Source organism: Acidianus brierleyi (assembly GCF_003201835.2).
GTDB classification, from domain to species: Archaea; Thermoproteota; Thermoprotei_A; order Sulfolobales; family Sulfolobaceae; genus Aramenus; species Aramenus brierleyi.
Map to the genome: position 1 here is coordinate 2,418,576 of NZ_CP029289.2, position 22,358 is coordinate 2,440,933.

At 33.1% G+C, this 22,358-nt stretch carries 13 protein-coding genes and 2 pseudogenes; 2 read left to right on the top strand and 13 right to left on the bottom strand.

Going from position 1 to position 22,358, the window contains the following annotated elements; translation table 11 throughout:
* Window positions 1-81 precede the first annotated feature (81 nt).
* Window positions 82-1,135 (bottom strand): annotated as a pseudogene (locus DFR85_RS32350) (IS110 family RNA-guided transposase).
* Between the two features lie 538 nt (window positions 1,136-1,673).
* Between DFR85_RS32350 and DFR85_RS29095 the strand changes: the two are divergent.
* A pseudogene (locus tag DFR85_RS29095) lies at window positions 1,674-2,892 on the top strand (RNA-guided endonuclease InsQ/TnpB family protein).
* Window positions 2,893-3,408: 516 nt separating this feature from the next.
* On the opposite strand, the gene DFR85_RS29100 reads toward DFR85_RS29095, so the two are convergent.
* Genes DFR85_RS29100 through DFR85_RS29110 form a run of 3 tightly spaced genes read right to left on the bottom strand, consistent with a single transcriptional unit; the run spans window position 3,409 to window position 5,850 of the window.
* Window positions 3,409-3,972 (bottom strand): hypothetical protein, encoded by a 564-nt coding sequence (locus DFR85_RS29100; RefSeq protein ID WP_110271294.1) that lies wholly within the window; start codon window positions 3,970-3,972, stop codon window positions 3,409-3,411.
* Window positions 3,969-5,633 (bottom strand): DNA polymerase domain-containing protein, encoded by a 1,665-nt coding sequence (locus DFR85_RS29105; RefSeq protein ID WP_110271295.1) that lies wholly within the window; start codon window positions 5,631-5,633, stop codon window positions 3,969-3,971. The genes DFR85_RS29100 and DFR85_RS29105 overlap by 4 nt, the downstream gene beginning before the upstream one ends.
* Window positions 5,626-5,850, bottom strand: a complete 225-nt coding sequence (locus tag DFR85_RS29110; protein WP_110271917.1) for a DNA polymerase II — start codon at window positions 5,848-5,850, stop codon at window positions 5,626-5,628. The genes DFR85_RS29105 and DFR85_RS29110 overlap by 8 nt, the downstream gene beginning before the upstream one ends.
* 572 nt (window positions 5,851-6,422) lie before the next feature.
* Here DFR85_RS29110 and DFR85_RS29115 point away from each other — a divergent pair.
* Complete coding sequence (locus tag DFR85_RS29115; protein WP_110271296.1) at window positions 6,423-6,941, top strand: PaREP1 family protein; 519 nt, start codon at window positions 6,423-6,425, stop codon at window positions 6,939-6,941.
* A gap of 27 nt (window positions 6,942-6,968) precedes the next feature.
* Here DFR85_RS29115 and DFR85_RS29120 read toward each other — a convergent pair whose 3' ends face one another.
* The 9 genes from DFR85_RS29120 to DFR85_RS29155 form a co-directional block, all read right to left on the bottom strand.
* Window positions 6,969-7,421: a hypothetical protein gene (locus DFR85_RS29120; RefSeq protein WP_110271297.1), complete on the bottom strand. Its 453-nt coding sequence runs from the start codon at window positions 7,419-7,421 to the stop codon at window positions 6,969-6,971.
* A gap of 314 nt (window positions 7,422-7,735) precedes the next feature.
* Window positions 7,736-9,286 carry an MJ0042-type zinc finger domain-containing protein gene (locus tag DFR85_RS29125; protein ID WP_246252902.1) on the bottom strand — a complete coding sequence of 517 codons (1,551 nt, stop codon included), beginning with the start codon at window positions 9,284-9,286 and terminating at the stop codon, window positions 7,736-7,738.
* A 64-nt stretch (window positions 9,287-9,350) separates the two neighbouring features.
* Window positions 9,351-10,631, bottom strand: a complete 1,281-nt coding sequence (locus DFR85_RS29130) for an MBL fold metallo-hydrolase RNA specificity domain-containing protein (RefSeq protein WP_110271299.1) — start codon at window positions 10,629-10,631, stop codon at window positions 9,351-9,353.
* A complete protein-coding gene (locus DFR85_RS29135) occupies window positions 10,621-13,314 on the bottom strand; it encodes a DEAD/DEAH box helicase (protein WP_110271300.1) in 2,694 nt (897 codons plus the stop codon). Before DFR85_RS29135 ends, DFR85_RS29130 begins: the two co-directional genes overlap by 11 nt.
* Complete coding sequence (locus DFR85_RS29140) at window positions 13,307-13,699, bottom strand: hypothetical protein (protein ID WP_110271301.1); 393 nt, start codon at window positions 13,697-13,699, stop codon at window positions 13,307-13,309. Before DFR85_RS29140 ends, DFR85_RS29135 begins: the two co-directional genes overlap by 8 nt.
* Entirely contained in the window at window positions 13,699-16,986 is a 3,288-nt protein-coding gene (locus DFR85_RS29145; protein ID WP_110271302.1) for a DUF499 family protein, read from the bottom strand. The genes DFR85_RS29140 and DFR85_RS29145 overlap by 1 nt, the downstream gene beginning before the upstream one ends.
* Window positions 16,983-19,778, bottom strand: a complete 2,796-nt coding sequence (locus DFR85_RS29150) for a DUF1156 domain-containing protein (protein WP_110271303.1) — start codon at window positions 19,776-19,778, stop codon at window positions 16,983-16,985. Before DFR85_RS29150 ends, DFR85_RS29145 begins: the two co-directional genes overlap by 4 nt.
* A gap of 533 nt (window positions 19,779-20,311) precedes the next feature.
* Complete coding sequence (locus tag DFR85_RS32160; protein WP_281351039.1) at window positions 20,312-20,437, bottom strand: hypothetical protein; 126 nt, start codon at window positions 20,435-20,437, stop codon at window positions 20,312-20,314.
* Between the two features lie 79 nt (window positions 20,438-20,516).
* On the bottom strand, window positions 20,517-22,304 hold the full coding sequence (locus DFR85_RS29155) for a DNA/RNA helicase domain-containing protein (RefSeq protein WP_110271918.1): 1,788 nt from the start codon (window positions 22,302-22,304) through the stop codon (window positions 20,517-20,519).
* Window positions 22,305-22,358 lie beyond the last annotated feature (54 nt).

The following is a 22,358-nucleotide window of genomic DNA, read 5'->3' on the forward strand; positions in this document are numbered from 1 at the left end:
ATATTTTGGTTGAACTTCAAGCATAATGTCAACTAAGATTGCCACGTGTACCTTTCAATCCACGTGGCGATTTGGGGAGGATCACTTAGGCTCATAAGGCTTATTATTATACCAAACACTCCAAACTATTCTAGCCAATTTCCTGGCTAAAGCAGTGTACAACTTCTTTCCCTTCAACTTTTCCTTATGGTTCTCGTAAAATTCTAGTAATGTAGGATTACGAGAGTAATTCATCTCAGCGAGGAAGTAGAACAAGCTGCGCAAGTACTTATTACCCTTCTTCGATATTCCCTTACAGTAGCTTTACCGCTCCTCTCAACTATTGGGTCTAAACCACAGTAGGCTACGAAGGACTCAGGGTTAGGAAAGCGTTTAATGTCTCCAACAATGCCTATTATTATTCCCGAAGAAAGTTTTCCTATTCCCGGTATAGTTAATAGAACGTGATTTTCAGACTGTGATTGTATCATTTTCTCTACTTCTTTTATTTTCTCGCTTGTTTCCAGTAGTGCTTTAGATAATACTTCGATTTCTTCAAGTACGATCTTTGTTCCAAGTTGTATAATTGTATTTTGAAGTTTCCTTTAGAGAATTCTTCAAGCATTTCCTTGCTTATTTTTTCCTCGTCACTGACTAGGAATAGTGCTCTTTTTACCCTGTTCTTGTACTTTACTTCAAGGTCTTTTAGGAAGATATATAGTGTTACTAGTTCTTTCAATGAGTTGTAGTTGTACTCCTTTGCCTTGTTTGCCATGTTTATTAGTTTTTGTGCGTCGTAAAAATCTGTTTTCTTTCCTCTCAAGTCCTTCTCCTTCCATAGTATATTTGGGCTTACTTGTAGTATCTTGATCCCTTTTTCCTTGAAGTATTGACATGGTTTTATTGAGTATGCTCCTGTCGGTTCGACCACTATTGTGTTTAGTTTCACTTTTAGTATTTCTTCATAACCCTTCTTGTTGTTCTCGTAGACCCTCCCCTCACTCGTTACTAGATGATCTTTTGATATGTCTATTCCTAGGATCCCTACCTCTTTATCACACCTATATCCGTGCATATTATCACAATGTTCAGTCCGATGGTAGGGGTTTGTCACGCCCCCGTTCGAAGACTTTGCTTCAGTCAAAGGGTCGACCATGTTTCCCAGTTGGAGAGTATTACCCTCCCCAACTAATTAATCTATATAGGGTTCAAAGGGGGCGGAAGACTCCATCCGTAAGGGTGGAGATGGATAGGCTCCACATGCTTCGCCTCTAACATGGCTAGGCGATAGCTTGAAGAGCCGAAGGAACTACTTGATTGGGGTCAACTTGAGGACCTTCACTTTGTATGTGTAATACTCTTTTTCTGATTCTTGAATTTTTCTATAATACGCGTTGTATTGTTAATTTTGTTAGGAGATAGTGCGAACTAACTATGAGAACGTCCCCTTAAATTTTTGCACACTCCTACTCGGGATGTTGTCCCACATGTTAGATCGCGGGGGACGTATAGCCAGCCTACCCCATGGGGTTTTATCCCCATGTTCACTTTCGGCTTGTGTTATTTTCTTGTTCTCTTTATAAAAGTTTTACTCTTGTAAGGCTTGTCTTCTTGTTTAGGAGTGTTGTTCGTGAAAATCGCCGTAGGAGCCCCCTTTGTAAAACTTATATACTTCTTTTTCAAATACCCTATTAATGGCCGACGTAGGGTTACGCTTCAGAGCGTACACTAACGAACAAACATTGAGGGCGTTAAAAGCCCAGTTGAGGTTAGCGTCAGAAGTGTACAACACCCTACGTTGGGCAGACATCTATTTTCATGAAAGAGACGGAAAAGGACTCACTAAGACGGAGTTGAGGCAACTAGCTCTCGATCTGAGAAAACAGGATGAACAATATCAACATCTATATTCCCAAACACTGCAGCAGATTGCAGACAGATTCTACGACGCTAGACAGAGGTTCTTCGATGGGTTAGCACGTTTCCCAAAAGAAAGCACACAAGTGGTACTCCCTCGTCTACCCTCAATCAGGTTGGAAAGTCATGAAAGTGAGAGAAATAAGGACGAAGAGCAAGAAGAACAAGAAGAAGGTAATAACGCTTCAGCTGTCAAACCTAGGGATCTTCAACGTCGTTGTCCATAGGGACTTCCCGCTAGACAAGGTAAAGAGGGTAATAGTCAAGTTAACACCGTCAGGGAGAGTTTACATTACTTTCGTTGTGGATCAAGAGTATCCTCAACTCCCCAAGACAAACAAAGTTGTTGCTGTGGATGTTGGTGTAGAGAAACTTCTCACTACCTCTGACGGGGAATATGTCCCCAACCAGAGACCTTATGAGAATGCACTCAACAAGATGAAGAAGCTTCATAAAGCTCTCTCACGGAAGAAGTTCTTGTCACACAACTGGTTTAAGGCAAAGATTAAGCTTGCAAGGGCTCACGAACACTTGAAGAACCTTAGGAAGGACATGTACATGAAACTTGGTAAGTATTTTGCTGAGCATTATGATGTTCTCGTAATGGAGGATATTCACGTTAAGCAACTTGTTGGTAAGTCTCTCAGAAGGCTGAGGATGAGGTTACACGATGTTGCTATTCATGAGCTTAGGAGTATCATGAGATATCAACTTGGGAAGTACGGTAAGAAACTCACTCTAGTGGATCCTGCTTTTACTTCAATGACTTGTGCTAGGTGCGGACATGTTAAGAAAGATTTGACGTTGGCTGATCGTGTGTTTGTCTGTCCCAAGTGCGGTTGGGTCGCTGATCGTGATTATAATGCTTCCCTCAACATCCTAAGGAGATCGGGGTCGGAACGACCCTTAGTGCCTGTGGAGCTGAGACCTCTACCTTTGGCAAGCCTCGGCTTTGAAGCAGGAAGCCACGTCCGTTACGGTAGACCCAAAATCTAATTAGTAAAAATAATTTTTATTCATTATTAGTGGTTCGTAAAGATTTAATGTAATTAGTTAGATAATTATATGATAATTTTTATAAATTTCCAAGTACCATATTAGATTTTTTATATTTTCACACAATTAACTGAGGAATATTATTATAATATTAGAAAATGATAAAGATGTATATGATAGAATCTGTTTTATTTACATTGATTATTTAATACATTATTCTTAATGCTCTTGATTATGAGTATAATAAAATATATTCTTTTATTTATTAAGAAAAAATATGAGGTTTAATGTTGAATTTATATTTGTAATATGATTTTGGGTCTACCGGTTAGGGCGCGGTAGTTCACTAATTACTAATATATAACAATTCCGAGTAAACATATTGCAGACGCTAGGGAATCTCTTTTCCCTTATAAAAAACATAACCAAAATAAATTCAGTATCTTAAGTTGTCTTTAATAGAAGTCAATTATTTTAAAATTCTATTTTGAAATTAGATAAAAAGGTTTCTCAAAATTACTTCATAAAAGTTATTAATCCTTCTCCTTCACTCTTACCATAAATGTCCCAAAAGGAGTAGGGTATTTCTATGTCTCCAATAGTTACGCTCTTAATTATTCTAAAGGAAAACCCTCTTTTTCCTCTTGTCAATTTAATTAGAGAATGAGAAGTGTGTAGACCGAAAATTGAACCTTCCTTTTCTCTATCCATTGCACTAAAAATGAAAACTTTCCCTGCGTTCCTTATTGCTGAAACTATTTGAGTGTATAATCTTTTATGATGATAAGGATCAATGATTATCATCTCCTTACCCATAGCTTCAATAGTAGGTTTAACGTCCTCTGCCTTGAAAGCTCTCCTTATATAAATTTCCCCTTTTTTCTGAAAAATATTCTCAAATCTCTCCACTAAAGTTGGGTCTATTCCACCTCTTTCAGCAACTATAACTACCTTTACTGGTGAGGATAACACTATCACGCGGTGATAGAAAAGAGTTAACAAATCTCTATCTTCAGAGTAAAATTCTACAATTTGATCCTTCATTATTATTTCATCTATCTCATTAAATCCAGTAATCATTTCCACCACATCGATTCGTAAACCCTTTTCAAATAATTTAGGTAATAAAATACGTCAGCTCCATTGAAACCGTTATAAGCCTCATAAAATCCTTTTACTCCTCTTACGTAAGGGATTCCTTTTATCCAGAGGACGTAATCTTTGGGCTCTCCGTTTATTATCCTTTGTCTGTATTGACGATATATTTCATCTATTTTCTTCATGTTAATTTCCTCACACGAATTTGCATTGGACATTTCCCGTGTTAAGTCCCTCAGAAAATCCTTGATAACGTTAGGCATGTTACTTCTAATAATACCTTTAACCTTCATTTTTTCTCCCTTACCTAAATATCTTGTAGGGAAAGGAAGTCCTTCCCTATTGTTAGTAAAAATCATCCATCTGAATTTTTCAACTTTAAGTTTTAATCCCGTCCTTTCCTCTAATTCTTTAACGTAATCCTCAATATCTCCTTTTACAGTTAATGAATCGATTATGCCGTGGAGGACTTCTATTCCTCTTTTTTCAGCCAAATCTATTGCCTCCCTTAAGGTTTTCCTCGCAAAATAAGTTACTAGTTCATAAGCCTCTATTTTACCGAATTTAGAATTCCTGAAACCTAAATAACCAAAGGAAGCTACTAACATCCATTTTATAGCATTTGATCTTTCCTCATCAACTTTCTTTAATTCCTCTTTTCTTCTTATTAACCATTCTAGGGCTTCTGGAACTATTCCCTTTTCTTTAAAACATATTGAACCTATTTCTGTTTTTAGGTCTTCACAAGAGTCAACTGTCTCTGCCGAGATGTTATATTTAACTATTAGGGAAGGATACATTGAGGAAAAATCTATTTGATAAACGTTATTGAAACATCCAACTTTAGGGAATATTATTAACCCTCCTTTATCAACCTTCTTTAATTCCTCTAAAGTCCTTAACTTCTCCACCCTTGGAACAACCTTATGGATTATTATCTTCCTTCTTAATGCTACCCAGGCTTCGTTAGTAGTTAAAGCTTTACCTATAGTTGAGTAAGCTATTTCCCTAAGTAAGACCTTCGAGGAATAGGACCATTCTATTAAACCCTTTATTAAAACAGGAGATCTCTTCCTCTTCATGTCTACCTTTACTATAGCGTCAACTTTTTCACATGCATCTCCTAGACATTCTGCAACGTCTACATTAACTTTAGGATTGTATTCTATTCTTTCTTCACCGTTTTCTATTACCTTTACTTTTTCTCCTTCTTCAGCTTCACCGTACCAATCTAAAGGTATCAAAGTTGCATAACGTATTTTAGGAAAATCATAGTCACTAGTAGCAACTATTTTTCCTTTATCGATTTTTACCCATCTAAAGGGGAGGGCTTTAAGCCTGTAAAGCGTTTGGGAAATTATTGAAGGAATCTCGTTAACTACTTTCAGTCTTTTCCTTATATAATAATAAGCTGAAATTTCCTCAATCTCAAAACGGTAAAGTTTGATTTTCTTACCTTGAATATCCTTCCATTCTTCTTCCTCGTACTTTAGAACTGAAGGATGTTGGAGGACAATTTCTGGATTTTGTGTAATTACGTAAACGGGAAAAGTAGTTTTTACAAAGGCTTTTCTGAAGCCATTCAGATAAAGAATTAGACCACCTTTTACAGGTTTTGCATCTATTAAGTATCCCTCAGTCATTCTTACACTCTTCCTCTAATTCTGAAAGGAGAGAAAGGAAAACTATTTCAATAGGGCTGAGTTCTTCGTCGTAGGAAGCGTTTTGAAAATACCTTATTTTTCCCTTAGCTCTTTCTAAAACTGGAAGAAGATTTGGAGAAGCTCTTCTCAATATTCTCTCAAATTTTTCCATTTCTCTGTCTATTGCGCTCGTGTAAGAGGGCTGAGTTCTTCCCATGAATATTGTTTTGTAGAAAAAATAAATAAACTTAGAGAGTAAACTGAAAGTTATTTTTACGTTATTTTTATCGAACATTACTTTCAGAATAGTGTTAAGAAATAAGGGGGTTTTTATGCGGAAATTTATGATATTGCCTTGGATAGGTTTCTAGGTAGACATAGAAGAATCTTGTAAATTTCTGCTTTATGACTTCTTTTTTCTCAGAAGTAACGTTAAACCTTCCTTTAATTTAACAAAGTTCAGAGTTTACCCTGAACTAGTTCAAGACCTAAGAAAAATCAATTAATCCACAAAGCGTAAATTCACGTAACGTTAAAAATACTTCAGTATTAGAAGAATTAAAAATTATAAGATAACAAAAAAGATTATTGATATTAAATAGAAAATATCCATTTTAATACATTAGGATAACAGTTACATTCCAAATAATGAAACTTACTTAAGCCGATTCTAAGAAGGAAATTTAGATCAAGAAAATAACTAGATTTCCTGTGGTAACTGAGTTAAGACGGTAAGATAAAGCACAGAATGCATGAAACATTAAAAGCGGTTAAACGTAGATATATATAATGGAAAAAGACCTCTATAAGGTAAATGACGAATACGTGGAAGCTAGAGTAATTGAGAGTTTATCGGATCTGTTAATCTCACTAAACTTATGGAAGGAAGGCTATACTAGAAACTCTGCAGGAAAAGCCTTTAACGCTGTAAAGGCATTGTTGAGTGCTTTAATAGTAGTCAATGAGGATAAAATTTTGAATTTAGCCAAAGATGAGAAGGAGAAGGAATGGATTAAGAGGAAAGCTCATGTTGTACCAACTCACAGTATTTACGCTTTAGCACAAATGTTAAAGGATGTTGGAATTGACGTTGTCGACCTTGTAAATTACGCATTAGATTTACGCGACTATCAGTATAATGGATTTGAAGCTGGGTTCAGTAAATACAGTAGAAAAGAAGACGTTCTCAAGGATTTACTCACTGTAGTCAAGGAGACTAAAAAGGTAATTAGCGCCTATTTTCCAAAATTTGAAGAAAAAGGAATTTCTGAAAAAGTTGATGACTTAGTTAAGGAGTTTGTAAAATAGTTAGAACAAACTAAGCTATTATTCTCTTCAAGATTTTAGTTTAATCTCAATTTCTTCCCCTATCTTATCGTCTAATTTCTGAATACCTGGCAAAGGCCTAAAATTGAACTTCTTAAGCTCTTCTCTTGTAACGCACTTCCACCTCTTGGTGTCCCTATTTTCAAGTACTGACTTTGGTATTGCGGAAACCTTAATCGCCATATAATGTGGCCATTCGCCCTCAGGCCAATATTTCTCCTTAAGCTCACCAGTCTCCTTAATTACACCTGACAACACTATACAACCATCAAAACCCCTTTCCTCATCCCTACTTAAATAAAGGAAGACCTTCGTCCCTGGTCCTTCAACAGAATAAAGCCTACTTGTACCCCAAATAAATATACCTTCATCAAACCTCTTTATGAAAGAACTTTTCCTATTCAGATAATCATCTAAAGAAAAAAGAAAATTGTTAATCTTACCATTAATTACTATATACATAAGAACAAATAATCAGTCTTGGTAATAAATATGATAGTTTTCCTATAGCTTTTATCTAAGGACTTACCGTTAAATCCTAGTCTAAGAACTTTCTGAAAATACTAGTGTAAATAAGACTATATGATTCCGGTTTATTATTAGCTAATACTAAAATATATTATAAATATTTTAAAAAATTGACTGAATATTTAACATTATATCTGGAGATAAATATTACCATACTAGTATTGGCGAAGTTTTTAGTAATTTGCCTAACGAATATAATTGCCGAATCTGTAATAAAATAACGCTATTACATCTGGATACAATATATCTTAAAATTGTCCTATTTCGTTATCTATCTTAGTTAGAATGTCCTTGTAAATATCTCTATCTTTTATTTCTAGGTTTGATAGAATCCTAATAGTCTGCATTAGTTCGAAAATTTTACTAGGCGGTAATGTCCTTATTATAGAAGGATCCTTCTTGACTCTAAGCAATAATCCCAAGATATTATCGTCTTGTTCACTAAATTTAATTTTTCTTTTACTTGTAAGCATAAATAGCATCCTAAAGAATAATCTACTTCTTCCGTAAAATTTACCTAGTATATAATATCTAGTCATATCATCTGCTATTTTACAGCCTATGGAATTACATAAAACATTAGTTACCTCATTAAACACTTCATCTATTCCTCTTATTCCTATTATTTTCTCATATTTGGTAAATTCTTTTAATACGATCTCAAGTGCACTTGTAAGTGCCTTAATATCCTGCATATTATTGACCCTTTTTTCTTTCAATAAGTTATGAATAGCTGCTATTGTTATAGTTCCATTTCTATTCTTATCTAAAGATATCTTAAATCCCTCTTTCTCGTATTGTATAGACAATACTCTATATCTTGAATTTAATAAGAATATTATATCATCCTCTTTTATAATTTTCATCAGAAAAGTTGTTTTATTATCAAGTATATCTTCTAACGTTAATTTTTGTTTTCCCTTCTCTACGTAAGAATTACATTTATCATCTAGACAATTGAAAAAATACTCAGAGTAGAGATAAGGTACTAGAACTCCATTACTTAGATTACTTAAAGTAATCTTAAGTATACTCAAATAAAAATTATAAATTTCGTTCTGTATTCCATAATTGAGTGTTGGAATGTAGATTCCTTCCTTGGCTTTAAGTACTGCAATAGTTGAATTTACAAAATATTTTCCAGGTAATATAGGCCATTTCCAGCTTATTTTTGGTTGTATAGTATAAAACATGCTTTTTATTCCTTTATCATTTATCAATGTGAACATTGAATTATATGAAATATAATCTAAGAGAGATATGGAGAGTATAGTCCTTATGCCTTTGTCTGTTTCCCTAATTTTAGAAATTAGCCTACTCATTGTATAGAGCTGCAATGGAGAAAAAAATTTATAAACTCTATTAAAGCCGTAAAAACTTACCCTAAAATTTATTGGTTCGGTGGGAATATTCTCTATATCTTCTACAATTAACTCAAAATTATTATCTGTGGGGAATACGGGAGAACGATTTAATTCGTTGGCACTGATTTCAAAGTTCATGAATTTTTCTAGAAGTGAGTTCCATTGCTCAAAGTTAACTTTCTTAATGACGTTATTACAATTTGGACATCTTATTATCTTATTATCATCTACTTCAAAGGAAGTTTCACAATAAGGACATCTAATTTTCCATTTACCTATTTTCACATCATCAATTACTCTAATTTCTTCTGAAATATTTCTTGCACAAGTAAGAACATCTTTTACTTCAACTGGCGATTGAAGTAATCTTTTAATCAAACCGGGTGATATTGAAGGACCTCTCCAGTAAGGTATTATTGAATTTAACTCTTTCACTCCTTTTTTTCTTCTCATGAAAAGATAAGAGTTATATTAAATGCTCATAGTATAACGATAATAATTATTCACTATTATAGGATGGACTAGCACAACTATAACCAAGTTTTTTAACGTATTCACACATAACGCTTGTAGCTTCAGTGTGTATAGGAATTATTTTCTTAGGTTTAATGGTTTCAAGTATATTCTTTAATTCATAAGGATAATAATGACCAGACATTCTAAGCCTATAAATTATAAATCCTAGTGCTCTATACCAATTATCTTCTACATTCTCGTCTTCGCCACTTTCTGCTTTACTTTCAGTAGATATGGATATAATTACTGATCCTTTACTTGCATCACTTAATCTTCTTCCGAAGTTTATCAAATTACCTTTAACGGTAAATATAACATAGTCTTGAGGAGAATTTAATATCTCCTCTTCATCTATTATATTAAACTCTATGCTTTTATCCTCAAATTGGTATGCCGTATCTACTAATTGAAATTTAGAATTCCAGAGGTTAGTCATTTCTATTAGTCTACGACCCGAAAATACTGGAATTTTACCTTTCATTTTTGTAATGAGGAGAAGAGACGCTAAACCTTCTAGATCTATAGGATCAACTGAAATCATGATAAGTGAGTTATTATGGCTATCAAAAATATTGTTAATTTGCTCAATGAAGTAATGAGGTTGCATAGGAGACGTTGCTGAAGAAAAATTTGTCCCCTCTACTAATAGTACGTCGGTATCTAATCCTTTTTCTCCGTATTCTTCTAGGAGAGTTTTATCGTGAATTCTATTATGAAGATCTGAGTCTAAGAACCTTAATGGAGACGAAAGTCTAAAATCTCCTGAATATAGTATTCTAGTATCACCATTATTATAATATAACGAATATGCAGGATATGCACTATGTTCTACAGATAATGGTAATACTTCATTTCCGTTATCTCTTATATCCATAACATTAACTCCAATCGGCGGGGAAACGTAAGCAGTCCAATTACTTGATTCTTTATATGGTTCTATAAATACGTTGAAAATATCCTTGTCTGGAACATATAGGGAAGTTCCTACATTTAATAAGTGAAGTACTCCTAAATGATCTAGATGCAAATGGGAGATGAAAATCTTATTGAACTCATCGGACTGTGGTATAATTCCTAGTTTTCTCAATTCTAAAGCATTAGAAGGCTGTATATTAACGTTGTAAAATTTCTTGAACCTTGAAAATCTTATTCCTTGATCAAAGACAACCTTATTATCTTTATTTTCTATAATTATAAAATTTCCACCTATTTCATTAAATCCTTGCTTTACATTAATTTTAGTATTATTATAATTAAATTCCACTTTTAACACCTACTAATACGCCATTAACGTACGTATAATTCCAGGAGTCTTCTTTTGAATTTCTTAACATATCCAATGGACTCACTATTTTTATATATCTAACTTCTCCCTTACCTTCAGCCCTTATCTTATCTCCTAGAGTGATTTTCCAACCTTGAGATTCTAAAGCCTTTATTGTTTCATTATTTACGTCTTCGCTATGCCCTTTAACTCCTATTATTACTGCGTTTGGAATACTAACATTTACCTTTAGATCTTCCCTACTGCTAGGAATCCAATTATCTCTACCCCTGCGTTGTCTGTAAGAAACAAATTGTTGTTCAAGATAGTAGAGTTTCTCTTGAACGTAGTTAATCACCTTATATATCCAAGAATTATCATTTACAACTACTTCACTAGGATATACTTTATTACAGAAAAGTAGTTGAGGAAGAATATTCTCAATAAATTCACTTTCTTTAATTATATTACCTTTAGAATCTATAATTATAGGAATATGAATTAGACCCCTTTTTGATTTTGTTTCTACGTTAGTATCTAAAATGTATATATTATAATCTAAACTATCACAAATTACGTATTTTTTATTATACTTAGAAAACCTAGAAATTAGAGAATACAGCAAATAAATGTTCTTACCAACCCTATTATCATCGTATTGGTCAATAAATTGTTTACTAGGCATAACTATTTGATTATTAGAAAAACTTCCTTTATAATAGTTAATGAATTGTTCTAAAAATGATTTTATTGATCTATTTAGATTCTTCCTATTTTCAAATCCAGATATTTCTCTAACAGAATTTATCTCATTTATTACAGCTCCTTGCATCCTTTCAAATAACGCAAATTTTTTCATAGTTTCTTTCAATATTTTTATTCTTTTTAATAGAGAATTTACTAGTTCATCCATGTTTCCTTGCAATGCTGCTTCCCACACTTTAATTGGCGTTATTTGTTCCTTTTCATTTTTAGGATCATTATATACTGCGTATACAGGTATAGTTTCCTTATCTTCACTTAAATCAAATACTCTATTCACAGTAACTCCTTGATAAATTACTGCATCCACTACCTTATCGTTAGATCCAGTACCTTTAGTTATTGATAATAATTTATTATAATAATTCTCAAGTAGGGCTTGCTCCAAATCTATTTTCAATGATATATAATAAACATATACAGGCTTTGTTTGCTTAAGTCTCCAAACTCTTCCATTTCTTTGCTCGAATCTTACTATACTTAATGGAATCTCATAATGTATTATAACGTTAGCAGTTTGTAAATTTAATCCTTCTGACGCAACATCTGTAGCAACTAATATTTTCTTTCCCTTCCCCTCTAGCCATTTTTTAATATTATCTATTCCTTCTTGATTTACAGTATCGCTAGAGGCAATCTTAATTTCATTATCGGTTAAATTGAGGCTTTCCTTGAGTTTCCTATTAATATAATTAGCAGTATCTTTATATTCAGTAAACACTATTATCTTGTCTCCTTTGCTTAAATGTGTATTTACTAGGTTTATGAGTGCTTTTATTCTAGTATCGTCCTCCATGACTTTCTTAGCAGAGTCAATTAAATTAGGAATGAAGTCCTTAAATCTTGACAGATAAGGTTCGTTAATTTCCGCTAATTTGTTTGCTATATCATCTGGTTCTATACTCTCTCCCACATCTTCTTCTTCAGCGTATTCCTCTGCCTCATCAATGATTTCCTCCTCATTAAGCTTTGTTCTTCTATTTTCAATAATATGTTCAAACGTAATCAAACCTGCCAAAGGACTTGATAATGAGCGTCTGCCTATATTAAATGCTAGAAGTTGAAGTGCTTTAGGCTGTTTTCCTACGTTGTTATAATATTCTTTAATAATAGACAAAGAAAGTTCTCGTATAAGGGTATAGTATTTCTTCTCATCTTCTGTAGGTTCAGCCAAATATTGTACAAAATACGCTTTAGGAAATATATCTTCCTTCTCATAAACTTTATTCACGTTGTCCTTATTTCTTTTTAATATTATTGCTCTTACTGTACTCCTTAATATTTGATCATCTACGTCCCTCATATAGGGATCTATAAGAACTAATCTTTTTATGTAATCGTTATCGTTACCCTTATGAGGAGTAGCCGATAGGCCTATGAAATGAGAATTAGGATTCTTACTTACTAACGAAGCCAAAGCAGTATACCTTTGATTTTCCTTATTACCTATTATCCCTATTTTATGGATCTCATCAACCATTATTAAATCCCATGACGCTGATAGGAATTTGTTCATATGATTTGTCCTTTTTAAGGTGTCTACGCTAACTATGTAAATCCCATCCTCAAATGATAAACTCCTGTTATTCCTATAATCAATTGGTGAGAGCTTCCATTCTTTTGTAAATCTCCTCAATTCATATAACCATTGGTCAACTAGAACTTTAGGCACAATTAACAGAATCTTCTTAACTCCCCTGTTTTTAACCAACTGATCTATTATCATTATCCCTTCAATAGTTTTTCCTAAACCTACATCATCAGCTACTAAAAATCTTACTGGATCTCTAGAAAGTGTTCTATAAAATATTTCTGCCTGGTGCACATAAGGCTCATAATCTCCCCCAGTTAATAGGGAATATCTAAACATAGGGTGAGAATCCTTTAATATATTCAAATAATTTAATATAAATTCACTCATAAAGATCACGGAAAGCCTTGCTAACCTTAAAAGTGTCTACTACATTATTTCTAATTGAGAATTTACTTAAAGATTCCGTATACCAAAATTGTAAACTAAATTCGTCCATATTTATTAATGTCTTGCCTAATTCATTAATTCTTGTGGCGTAAATCTTTCTCATTGACTGCCTAACGCCTCCATAAACAACCAAAATTTTAAATAATCTTTCATTCTCAGTTCTTAGCGTTTTCTTAGTTCTTTTAAATTCCATATTTGTGTTCTTTAGAATTATGTCATACATCTCACTTAAAGTCACGGATGTCTTGAAAACTTTTGAAGTAACATTACCCCTTAGTATGTAATAAAAAGTGTTGGAATTACCTTCCCTTATGAAGTACTCCATTAGCACACCTTAACCTTTACTTTTATAAAGTTTTTATTAATAAGTTCGTTAATATTCTTTATTCCGTCTTTATTTATTTCCTTAAACTCAACAACCCTTATTACTAGAGAACCCGTAATTTTAGGCTTTAGACCTACCAGGCTTAGCTGAGGAGTTAGGAAGCTAATGAAATCGTTAATATTTGATCCCATAGGCTTCATTATCAAACTAATTTTCTTGCTGGAATCTTCTATGTTAACTTCACCCTCTAATAATTTTTTACCAATTATAGAGAAGTTAATTTTACTAAGTGTGTTTTTCAGATCTTCCGTATTTATTATATTAATCTCAGATATATGAGAATCTAAAGATATTTGATCAACAAATTTTTCACACTCATTTTGTAATATTCTTATAGGTATACTAATTCTTTTCTCCTTATCATCATACTTAGCAGTTATATTAACTATAGAATCCTGATTTACAGTAATCTTAAGAGTAGATTGAAAATCTGGATATTCCTCTTTTACATTAAGATCTCCTAAACTTGATGATAAAGATACCTTAGAATCAAATTTACCTATTTTCTTTACAATTATTTTAACTTCTTTAGTCTCGCCCTGTGTACCTTCTATCTCGCTAGGTTCGGCGCTAAGATCTATCCCAGCTTCTACAGTATCTTCAACTAGCTTAATCTCTCCAGATTTAAATTTCTCTAGCCAATCCACATCATTCCTAAGCTCACGTAAAGGTATCTTTATACCGCCTGGAAGCTCTAAAATATAATACCTTTTTATAATTTTATTCTCGCTCTCGATAATTTTCTCTTGAGATATTAAATTATCAATTTCCTTTTCAGCAGCGTCCTTTGCAGGTAAAATTATTGAAGAATCATTTACAATAATTTCCCCAGAACCTTCGTACTTCTTATAATACACTTTACCTCCATTCATAATTCCAATTTCCAGTTTTTCGACGCCATTGCGTATAGCATTGTAAAATGTTGTTTCGGTTATAAATGGTAATGACGGATTAGCGTAAAACATCTCCTTTATATCCTTTATAGACGACATCCTATCGACTATTGTAACATTTGTCGCCTCCAAGTAAGCCTTCAAAGTCTCAAAGTCAAAATTATCTTCACGCACTATCTTATCTTCATCCAATAACGTATCCTCGGCTTGTTGTAAAAGAGTTTTACCACTACTCTTTAACTCAACTATTCTAACATCGTTATTTCCAGTAGGATAAGCTACCCTATCGAAATACTGGAATATCTGGTTGTATATCGCGCTCTCTAAACTAATTACATAATCGTTCAAAATCTTTTGAGCATAGTCTTTACTAACTTGATCCCTATAATAGGGAGTAACGTCAATATTGGAACAAGAAATATATCTCTTCACATAATCACGCATTTTATCTCTATTGTTACCAATCAATGGAAATAGCAAAGTAAGAGTATTAGCATACCTTCTTGGTTTTTCAGATTTACCAGAAGAAGTATAATATATCAATTTTCTAGTTATTTCCTCGGCTTTTTTCAATGCGCCGTCAGAAGTTTTACAATCTTCACATATTGGCCTGCTAATTATTACAAGATAATATGAGGGTTCGTCTATATCAATTGGTTCATCTGTATTCCTTATTACACTTCTGTATAATTTCAACAACATACCGCTAATAGCCTTTTTACCTTTCTTTTGAATAACATCAAGGGGAATTTCAGCCAAACTGAGCATCATAGAATCAAGTTTTGTGTCAGCATCAAATTCTGACACTTTACTAGCGTCTTTTTCACATATTGTTTTTGGATCCAAAAACCACGTAACCCAATATTTTCCTTTATCTGTTATAAGATAAGGTATAATCATGTCGACGTTCTTTGAATTACTAGTTATATTATCTAAAGATTCTTTTATATCTCCAGGGAGTTTTCTAGAAGAACTTAGATACTCTGAATCTAGTAAAGAAGTAATAATCTCCTTACTATCTGGTAAGGCAGAAATTAATTGACCTGGATCTAAACCTAATTGATAATAGTACGTAGAAATAAAAATATAATTAGCTAATAAAAATATGACATCTAAACCTTTAGATCTTTGAATAATAGTATCTGCAACTACGTCGTAGCTCTTAAAGTCCTTTAATAGTATTGTCCGTATCTGAGAATCTTTTATACTTATATCCGATGGTAAAATTAAGCTTCTTGTAGGCTTATTTTCCCAAAGATTCCTTATTACATATCTAGTAATTTTTATAGCTTCACGAGAACCTTGAAGGTGAGTATTCCCTTCCAATAAATTCTTCAAAAAATTCACGTAAAGCGGATGAAAAGGATAAGTATTTACAACTTCCCGAGCCGTAGTAACGTCTAGGTAATCTTTAAATTGATCAACATACTTCTGATACTCCTCGACGACTCTCTTTTTCACATCTTCGTTTATTTCTCTAAATATTCTCTTTATTAGTACATTTGCCAAATCTATCGAAGTTTCTATCGGTGCTCTGAATATCTTTCCTCCTCTTTCTATCTTCTTAGATAAGGCCTCTATGACGTCTTCATATCCCTTTTCAAAATACATTGTAATATCTTCTTTATTTTTCTCCTCTATTTTTGCAGGAATTGTAACTAATAATACTACAGGCAAGTTAGATCCCAAAGAGGCTAAATACTCAAAGAAGATCAGACATTGATTATAATAATTTCCACCACTTAACCCCTTTAATCTTACTAAATAAGCAGCTATCTCATCTACTAGAATTAGTACTCTTTCTCCCTTAAATAATTCCTCTAGTTTATCTTTCGTCGGTGACATGAGATCTTCGTCGTATTTCCTTACGATATCGTATTTTCCTAATCTTTTGGCAATGTATCCCCACAAAGTTTTTATCTTAATTCCGTCTTCCTCTATTGGATCTTCTGGGGAAGGTGCAGTTCTACTATCCTTACCTCCAATACCTATTACCTTAATATTTTCAGGGACTTCAAGACCGAATTCCCTTGCTACCGTAGGATTATTAAAAGCATGAAATAGTAAAAGTACAGTATGAGTTTTACCACCTCCGAATAAAGAATATAACGTCATACTTAGGCCTTTACCTTGAGTCAAAGCATTCGTTATTTCCCTAACTAAACTTTTCATCGAATCGGTAATGTACGTCGAAGAGAAGAATTCTCTGGAATCAAGATAAATTGATGGTGCGTTTTTAACTATTACGTCGCTGAGCTCTGGAGCTACTTGATCGTCCAAACTTCTATTAAATACGTCTTCCCTAACCTTATTCTCGTAAATCAGATTACTCATTGAACCCACTTTTCTATATTTGTTTTTTCTCCAGATAAACGCTTAGAAGGTTCCTTTTCTACATCAGAATCGTCTAATACTTTTGTCAAGATTCTAGCAATAGCTAAAGCCTCATCTACGAAACGTGTCCTTTCCTTAAGCTTGTCCACCTCTTCCTTTATCTTATCCGGGTTCTTTAATGAGATGTATTCGAGATAATGAAATGCTTCAACTGGGTTAGAGAAGTTATAGTCGCCTTGAATAGCCTTTCTTACGTCTGGAAGTTGCTCTAATGCCGAAATGAGACTAAGTTGATCCTTAGCAGCTTGATCTGGCTCAATAAGTGCTATAGAATCTTTATCTAAACTGATAATCCCATTATCTTGTAGACTTTTAACGTCTATATTTCCAGAAATATTCAAGTAAGTTAGAGAATTTCTATCTAATTTTCTCACTCCTCTTTTTGGAGTCGGAATTAAGAGTTTTACTAAAACGTAGTACGTTGAATTAGGATTAGAAATTGACACACCTGCACCTTTAGATAGTCCTTCAATTATTGACTGCGTAGTAGTAGGAAATATATACTTAGTAATAAGATCACTTACAGCATTAACTCCTTCATCTCCCAATCCTACTAATTTCTCGTATTTTGTAAATACACTAATAACTTTTCCTAAAATTTCTATGTAAGTATCTAAGGAAAGCTTAAGCTTTCCCTTAGTTAACATGGTTGATATCCAATCTGAGACAGTTGAAATTGCCTCTTTCCTGACTTCTTGAACTAGTTTCTGTCCCTCTGCTCTTTTCCTCCATACTATAGCCATCGACTTATCTAACGAAATTGTAGTATTACGAGCCGTTATTCGCGTTTCGTCTTCCGTAGTTACCGTATATGTAGTGGTTATTCTAAACTTTGAAGAATACCAACTAGCGTAAAGTAGAGAAATCCACGCGTCTGGAGAAGTATGATTATAGAATGTTATGAGTAATCCATCATCGTTTAAAGATTCGCTAAGCTTGTTAAATGCTTTGGCTAGTCTATCTCTAAAATAATCATAAGTACCAACACTATTATCGAACGTCTTAGTTCTCTCTTCGTCAACTCCTATATCTTTTGGTACTAGTTCTTCCCATTGTGTATTATAAGAAAATGGAAAAACTCTTTTTAACCATACATAATAGAAATCACTTACTTCAGGGTAAGGGACATCGTCTGCATAAGGCGGATCTGTAACTATAAGGTCTATTTTATCGCTTAAATTTAATTCATTTACATCAGAATTAAGAATTTCGACTTGTGAATTAGAATTAGTTAGTATCAAATATTCTAATCCTTCTTCTACATGTTCCAAACTTCTAGATAAGGAACCTATAATGTTAGCTAAAGGAGACATTTCAACCCAGTTCCATGTAAACGCAAATCTTCTAAATGACAATGCATGAGCAATAAATTTTCTGCTAGGTTCAACTAATGTTAAGAAGCAATTATGTCTTATATGATTTAAGAATGCTATAGTTAAATATGTTATTATAGCTTCTTTATATTTCTCATCTCCTCCAATCTTTTCTTTAAATTCGTTTAATTCGTCAATAATTCTACTAAAAATCACTAGCTGCCTAGCATCGAATAATTTAAAGAATTTATCTATACCCCATGCAGTAAATCTGAGAACACCGTATGAAGCAACATTCTCTGTAGGTATTTTGCTTATATCAATTTCCCTTAATCTAGCAAATGATTCCCAGAATTTTTTCTCATCTTCTTCTGTAATCTCTTCAAAAGTTATGTCTTTCGATTCTCCATTAAATTTTATGAGAAGTTTAGGTCTAGCTTTAGAATTACGTAAGTCTTCTAGGTTTATTTCTCCATTTAAAAATCTTTCATAATTCTTATTCCACTCTTTTATTGCTTCTTTTATGTACCATTTATCACCTTTACCGGGGAATACATTATTACAGTACAAACATCTGGCATTACTACTTTTAGCACTAACGTTCCCCTCGGGTACGTCATAATCTTTTCCATCTACTATAATTTTATTCTTACTTACCTTCGCTGTTATACTTTGTCTATTTAACTCTTTATTTAGGTCTACAACATTTATCCTAAGGTTACCTCTATTAATTTCTGGCTTCATAAAAACTATTCTCTTAAACTTTCCAGACTTAACTCCTTCTTCGTTTTCTCCTTCATTACCTTTCATAGCCATTAGCCACCACTGGTTAATCAAAGGAGTGTAATTACCGCAATGGGGGCATTTAACTTCCCATGTCCCCACAAACCCATTGTCTTCATACAATTCTTTTACATAGTTTTCTAAGCTCTTAAGGAGTTCATCCCCATATTTTTTAACGTCGTCTATAAGTTTCTTTCCATATTTAGGATATTCCAATACTGCCTTTAGAAATACGTAGGCAGTAGGTAAAAGTTCTGATGCAATAACTTTACCTATTCCTAATCTTTTAGCCTCTAACGGAATTGAACCGAAACCTGCAAAAGGATCTAAAAGCGTAAAGCCCTTAAATCTACCGTTAGTTATAGGCTGAAGTTTATGAGGAATTTCAGTCTTTGGACCGTTATTTTGAAGTCTAATCATTCTTTTAAATTCGTCTAATGGAAAATCTTCAGGTAACAGTGCAGCAGCTGTGAAAGCTCTGGCTGAAATAAGAGGTTTTCTAGTCCACCAAAAAATCATTTCCCAATAAGTTGGTCTTCCAGGACCTTTCTCTCTAGCTGCTTGTTTATCTATTTCAGGAATTAAAGTTGCGAAAGAATCACTTTCGATTAACCGTCTCCCATTATTTATTGCCATACGCAATAAGAAACTTCTATATATTTTAAGCTTTATTTATTGATGATCGAAAAGTTTTAACTTATTGTCTCATTATAATATGACTAATCAACCTTGGAAACCATGAATCTATATATAGGATTGATACTGCTATTGCAATAATATTAGCAAATCTATTCCTCCCAATACTGTTGCAACGAAACCTTAATAAGATATATCATACTGTTTAAGATTTATAAAAACTAATGCGGAAAGAATGTTGATTATGAAAATATCACGCTCTTTTCTAGTCTTTTTTAATATAGGATATCAATATGCCTAATTTAATGTTAAGTCTGATAACTTAGGTGAGATCATTATTACTACTCCCAAAATACAATATTTATCTTAAACTCTTGGAATATAGGCAATAGAAAATATTTTCTATAACATGATAACAGCAATAATTATTATATATTATTAAAAAATCTTGGAATTTTACAAATTTTAAGTATCATAATTCTATATAAATTCAATAAAATGATATTATCAATAAATTAATTGAATAAAAATACTCATTGCTTATCGTTCTTTACGTCCTCGATTTCTTCGGGTTTTATCTCAGCGTCTTTAAGCACTTTATTCATTACATCCTCTGACGGAAAGACTATTATCATTCCTCTAATTTTCTTGACTATCATGCTATTTAACTTATTTGAAATTTGGAGTGAGTTATGTGAAAGTAAATATAGGAAAAATCATTACTAGTCCTCTTACACCTTATTGAACTAAACCCTTTACAGCTTTAGCTGTTCCTTTATCTTCAAAAAATACATATACCCCTCTTATACCCCTAGTCAGCATAATATAATATCTATTCTTAAGTAGCAATAGAGCTTTATCTCTTTTCTTAGGATTATTAGCTAACTTCTTTAGTGAAGACGACCCTCCCACGTAATCGGTTATAGGTCCAGAATTAACAATCCACTCTCCATTATGCCATATTAAATCTCTTCCCCATACTACTCCTACATAATCCGCCTCAAAACCTTGTGAACCGTAAACTGAAGAACAATATTTTAGAGAATCTAGTTCTCCTTTCCAATATCTAGGATATTCGGTTTTCTCATCCATTAACCATTTTACCTTTATTTCATTACCTTCATATTTCATTCCCTTATATAAGTCAAAGCCCGATTGCAAAGGATAACCTATCCTTATATTCTTTATACTTTCCCAACTAGTTTTGTTGTTATTATCACCCTCAGATTCTGTGAAGGAACATATAAGAGCAGTTTTCATTCCATGATTTTTCTCGTTCTTTAACTCATTGAACATATCAGTAATGTTATCAAATATCTTAAAGTCAAAATCACCAGACTTAGCTTTTTCTCCTTGTAATATCTTTCTTACAAATTCCAAATATTGTTTAGGCTCACGAAATGGTGAAGATAATTTATACTCACTTACGTTTTGCAAATACTTGAGTAAGTTTTCCCTAGTTCCGGCCTCATTACCTATAAGAACTTGAGAATCATCATAAAAATATACGTTTATCTTTCCTTTAGGAGAATTTCTAATTACATTGTCGGTCATTCTTTGAGCTTCGTCAAAGACTATTAAGTCTATATCAGTCTTACTCTCTTTACTCTTAATATGTTTAGAGAACCATTCATCAAACCCTTTTTCTCCTATTCCTATATTACGTCCAGTGGAGTAAAACATTACTAATGAGGAAAGTTCGCTACCCAAAGCTTGTCTTACAGCACTTATAAGTCTGTTATTTTTATAGGCTAAGATTGCGAAATAACCTCGGCTTAAAGCCTCCAAATATAAGGTAATTGCGAGCAAACTTTTCCCAGAACCGCTTTCACCTTGTATGATAAAGTTTTTCCTTTCGCCCTTATCCAGAGAGTCTAAAACGTCTTTTAAAACTCGCATTTGTTCTTCCGTTAAGCCGTAGCCAGTAGATAAAAGAACTTTGCTTACGTCTTTTAATCGTTTTTCTTTTACTTTTTTAACAAGTTCTATGAAAGTGTGTTTAAGCATTAGCTTACTATCTACAATTTTTCTTGCGTCGTTCAGATCGCCAGAAGGTAAATTTTTGAGCTCATTCCTTAGTTCTTCTATAGTTCTAAGCGTTTTACATTCTTCAGACGAATAATCCCTAGTATTGTAAAGGAAAAGCAGGCCTTTAAACTTTAGATTAGAAGAATGGAAAAAGTTTAACTTATATACATAATTATTGAGTTGGTAACAAGGATCCAAGTGAAGTTCTCCGTCTGCCTCTACTACGTTATCTCCTAATTTCTTTACTGATCTCCAGCCCTTTGCCTCAACTACTACAGCCTTATCTTTATCTGCAAAAATAATGTCTGCTCTTTCTGTGAAAATAGGGTATTCTAGGATAATTGGATGAGGAACGTTCAATTCCTGTAAGAGATCCAATAGTTTCTTCCACGCATTTTCTTGCTTGATAGAAGGCTTCTCGTTGTAAGTTTCAACATATTCATTCACTAAATTATTGTAGGCTTCGTCTGTTGCCGCTTTGAGTATTACTGGGAGCACACTATAGATTACCAAAATAAATTATAAATTTTCGCTCAACTCTCTCTCTTTTAA